The following is a 4,087-nucleotide window of genomic DNA, read 5'->3' as shown; positions in this document are numbered from 1 at the left end:
CGCATCTCCGGCGAGTACTTCCTGTTCATCGAGTTCCATCCTTGCTTGAAGAACGGAACGAAAGTCAGGCCGATTCACCCGTCGGCGTTCGCGTATGGCTCCAAGAGCGGGTCAAAGAACTGCGGAACTTCGTACATGAGCCTGACGACGAATGACACCGGGGCTTGGGCGGAGCACCGGCACGGCACTATCAACGGTGCCAGCAAGGCGGCCTGGTCTGGGCCCGGTACGCACCGCTCCGGCTGGGGCACAGGGGTCCAGGCCTGGTTCGCACACGCCGGCGGCGACGTGACCTCAGCGTCAACCATCTGCATCGCCCCCTGACCGCTGCAAGACTCAGTCGCACGGCCGGCTCGCATCAGAGGCGGCCGTGCGGCTTTGTCGCGACCGGCGGAATTCGACCCCGAGATGCCCAGCGCCCGACCCGCCTACCCCGCGAAGTGCATACTCGGACTCAAGGGTCGACACCTTCCCAGAGATCGAGATCGCTGGTTCGTTTCTCGTATTTCACAACGAGATTTCGCCACGGGAACTCCGCTAACCGATCTCGAATACTTTCTCGGCACTCTCCGAAATACAGAATCTGAGACAGCTTTTGCTGACGGTCCGCTCGAGCATTTCACGTGGACGAATCAGCCTGCGAAGAATCTCTGCCTCGCCAGCTCCGGCGACGGGTTTCAACAAACACGCGCTACTGCCGGTTAAGCGAGTACCCCCAGGGCGCTCACCACCCAATGACGCTGCCCGCGCTGTGTACCGCATGCCGTCCCCTGGAACCCCGCGGGGACAGCACACGCGTGCATGCAAGCGTGTCAGTTGCAGGCGAACCTCTCGCTGGATCGCACGGCGGACCCGAGCGACTAGCGCGTCGTGAAGCGTGCTCCGCCGGTGTATGGTCGGGCTACGACCGGAGGCAGCATCATGGCTGGGCAGACCAAGCACCACACGGTCCCACGCACGTACTTGTCAGGGTTCTCCTCAGGCCTGCAGCTGACGGCAGTAAGCATCCACACCGGAAAGACGCATGGCGTCTCTATACGAGATGCCACCGTGCTCCGGAACTTCTACACAGTTCCCGAGGACGACGCGAACCCGAACTCGTTCGAAGATGCGCTCGGCGCCGTCGAAACTCCTGCAGGTGCGCTCTTACAGAAGATCGCTGCCGGACAGTGGCCGCTTACCGAAGCGGAACGAGCAACTTTTGCTGTGTACCTGACTCTTCAGTACATGCGCGGGCCCGACCATCGCCGCCAGTTGAGTCAACTGCTGAACGCCGAGCTTCGACACCTGGCAGAGTCGGCGCCTGACGAGCTCTCCGAGATGATGGCCCTGCCTGGGGCGCCGCTGGGGTTGGACCTTCTAACTGAAGAGCTGCCGGCCTCGCTCGTGGCTGCGGCCCACCTGACGCAGATCTCTACCTGGATCCCTCGCCATGTGGAGTTCTTCCTCCTGCGGCGGTGGCAGCTTGTCAGGTTCTCCAAGCCGTCACTGATCACCTCCGACGCGCCGATAACCCCGTTCGCGGACCCGGCAGGCGAATCCTCCGTCGCGCTGGGGATCGCGAACTTGTATGCGCTACTTTTCCCGGTGAATCGCTACCTCGGGCTGCAGATGTACCGCCCCGGAGCTGGACTAGAGCTACCCGGTGGAGTCGAATACACCGTCAGTGGTCACGCAGATTCGTGCGTGACCGGCGACGAGACCCACGTCAAGTCGTTCAACATGAACACTGTGGCTCACGCCATGGACCGGGTCTTTCACCACCCAGCTGACGCGGCTCTCCTTCCATCGGGCTTCATCGATATCGCGAAGCTCGGCGGTCGGGTCGACTTCGCTGCAGATTCTGCGGAGCTTCCCCCGGCCGGCTAACGGTGTTCGTCCGATGGAGGTGGTGTAGCCGCATTGGATGTCATGTGCCAGGCGCGCCGGAACGGTGCTGGTAGCCGATTGCAGGTTCGCCCGTCCGGATGGATATGGGGAGCGTCAGTCCGATCTCGCGTTCGTATCATCTGACGGCGTAGGTATCCTCGCATTGTGACCTCGAGATCCCTCAAAGCCGCGGAAGCCGCCGGCAGCGAACAGGCCCTCAACCAAGCAACGGAATGGGTGAAGTTTGCCGATACCAAGGCCACCATCCTCACCGCAGCACTCGGGGTCATCACGACGATGACTGTCGCGAACGTACCCGCCATCGTCACGGCGATGGCTCGTGGAACCACACAAACGCTCTTCGTCGGATTCGCTGTGTGCGTGTGCGTCGGCGCATTCGCTTTCACGCTCGGGCAGCTTCTTTCCGCGATTTACCCGCGTCGGCACCAGGCACGTGGGATCAACCGCTACTCGTGGCCAACTCTCGCCCGCGCCGACGTGGACCTTGTTCTCGACCACATGCGTCAGACCCCGGCGCACCTCGACGCGCTGTCGCAGACTCTTGTGCTCGCGGCGGTAGCAGAGGCGAAGTTCGCGGCTGTACGTCGAGCAGTCGGTGGGTTCGCGTTGCTGCTCGTCAGCGCAGTGACGGCCGTGGTCCTCGCCGTGGTCTTCAACACTCCCGCTTAGTCGACGGGAGCGTTCTCTTTCAAAGACTTCCCGCCGGTCGCCGGCTTCTTGAACTCCTCAAAACCATCCGGGGACTGTTCCTTCTCGCGAAGACCAGCCATAGCGTCAACCGGCGGCGCATGAAGATGCTCATTCTTCGACTTCGGAAGATACATCGCACAGGGCCAGTTGTCGTCGGCGTTACACGCATGACAGACGTTGATGATCTCCTGAGCGGTAGGTGGAGCTTGCATGAGCTTCGCCACACTCTTGTTCACGCCATCTTCGAAGTGTCGATCCAGGGCGAACAGAGGATAGTCGCGACCATCCCACACGCCCTTGAGGAGAACGTTCCCGCGGAAGACCACATCATCGACGTGAAGGTGCTCGTCCTGACCGGAGTTCGTGTCGTTACCGGCGGACGCGAGCGCCAGAGCCCAGGCGACCTCCACGGAAAGAGTGAAGTAGCGGTGGCTGGCGTGCGCGCTCACGCGGAAACCAGTGTCAATGCTGGGACCAAAATAGTCGAACTGATACTTCGCGTGGGAGCGGCGGGGAAGGCTGGGCTTGAGCGCGGCGTCATTCAAGGTGACCACGTCGAGGTCGGAGTTCTCAGACTCCGGGTTGCGAGGGATCGTAGCCTCGCTGTCGGGCCCTGGAAAGGTGGCGATGAACGCGCTCCCCTTCAGGCCGAGACGAGCTTCACGGAGGATATCCTCTTCGCACAAGTGCAGAGCGCGCAACCATACCCGCACTGCTCGACTGACATCATCCTCGTGCTCGACGCTGACTTCGTAGATCAGTTCGTCGCCAACGGCTTTCCAAAGCCGGAACTCGGGGGCCTCGATTCCTTCGCGGCGCAGGTCGCGCCACGCGCCATTGAGATACTGGGGGAACTGGCGGTAGAAGCTGAGGAAGACGCCCTGCCATTGACCTCGTCGCTTCTGCTTGTAGCTGGTTGACCCGACGAGATCAGCAGACAAGAACAGGACAGAACGCCCTAGGGTCCCCCCGGCCACCGGTTAGCTCAGACCCAGTGACTGCGCACGAACTTCCACAGCACGCGGGGACACGTCGAACGCATCCGCGACCGCCCAGACGTCGCCCGCGAGTCGCCGGTAGCTTTCCCGGAACCGTGCGGAAGGCATGAGAAGCGCGGCAGCGAAGTAATTCGCCTGCGTTTCCAACGGGTTGCGTTTGCCGCGCTCGAACTTCTCGGTGCCGTCCAATCCAGGTTCGCGGTAGTGCAGGAAGTAGTGCCCCAACTCGTGGGCGATAGTAAAACGGTCACGACGGGTGGACGTCATCGGCGGCAAGTGCACGATGAAGTCCCCGACACCGTTGACCGTGAGTGCCTCGTTGGCAGAAAAGCTCTCGGAGACTCTGGTGCGACCGCCCAGCTTGCTCAACAGCGCTTTGAGGTCCGCGGGCTGGTCCCGGCCGGGGAAGATTCCATGCGCGTCAGCGACCTTTGACTCTGTCACTCTGATTTGGCCCAGGGGTGACGGTCTGATCTGGCCCATGTTGCGACGCGCCGGGGTGTTCATGT

5 protein-coding genes are annotated in these 4,087 nt (G+C 62.0%); 3 read left to right on the top strand and 2 right to left on the bottom strand.

What is annotated here, in order from left to right:
- From ACWAT3_RS16620 to ACWAT3_RS16610, 3 genes are all read left to right on the top strand, one after another.
- Nucleotides 1–324 (top strand): hypothetical protein (locus ACWAT3_RS16620; RefSeq protein WP_460800191.1); only part of this gene is annotated, 324 nt, incomplete at its 5' end.
- A gap of 597 nt (nt 325–921) precedes the next feature.
- The gene (locus ACWAT3_RS16615) at nt 922–1,869 is read left to right on the top strand and encodes a DUF4238 domain-containing protein (RefSeq protein ID WP_460800189.1); all 948 of its coding nucleotides are present in this window, start codon (nt 922–924) and stop codon (nt 1,867–1,869) included.
- A 165-nt stretch (nt 1,870–2,034) separates the two neighbouring features.
- The gene (locus tag ACWAT3_RS16610; protein ID WP_460800188.1) at nt 2,035–2,559 is read left to right on the top strand and encodes a hypothetical protein; all 525 of its coding nucleotides are present in this window, start codon (nt 2,035–2,037) and stop codon (nt 2,557–2,559) included.
- Here ACWAT3_RS16610 and ACWAT3_RS16605 read toward each other — a convergent pair.
- Both ACWAT3_RS16605 and ACWAT3_RS16600 read right to left on the bottom strand, forming a co-directional pair.
- A complete protein-coding gene (locus tag ACWAT3_RS16605) occupies nt 2,556–3,521 on the bottom strand; it encodes a hypothetical protein (RefSeq protein ID WP_460800186.1) in 966 nt (321 codons plus the stop codon). The genes ACWAT3_RS16610 and ACWAT3_RS16605 overlap by 4 nt on opposite strands.
- Before the next feature lie 39 nt (nt 3,522–3,560).
- Nucleotides 3,561–4,087: ImmA/IrrE family metallo-endopeptidase (locus ACWAT3_RS16600; RefSeq protein ID WP_460800184.1), on the bottom strand; the 527-nt coding region annotated here is incomplete at its 5' end.

The organism is Microbacterium sp. GXF0217 (assembly GCF_054798195.1).
This window is presented reverse-complemented; position numbering and strand designations above follow the sequence as displayed.

Coding starts and splice junctions, on each gene's coding strand:
- ACWAT3_RS16615 (WP_460800189.1), top strand. CDS start 922: ATGGCTGGGCAGACCAAGCACCACACGGTCCCACGCACGTACTTGTCA.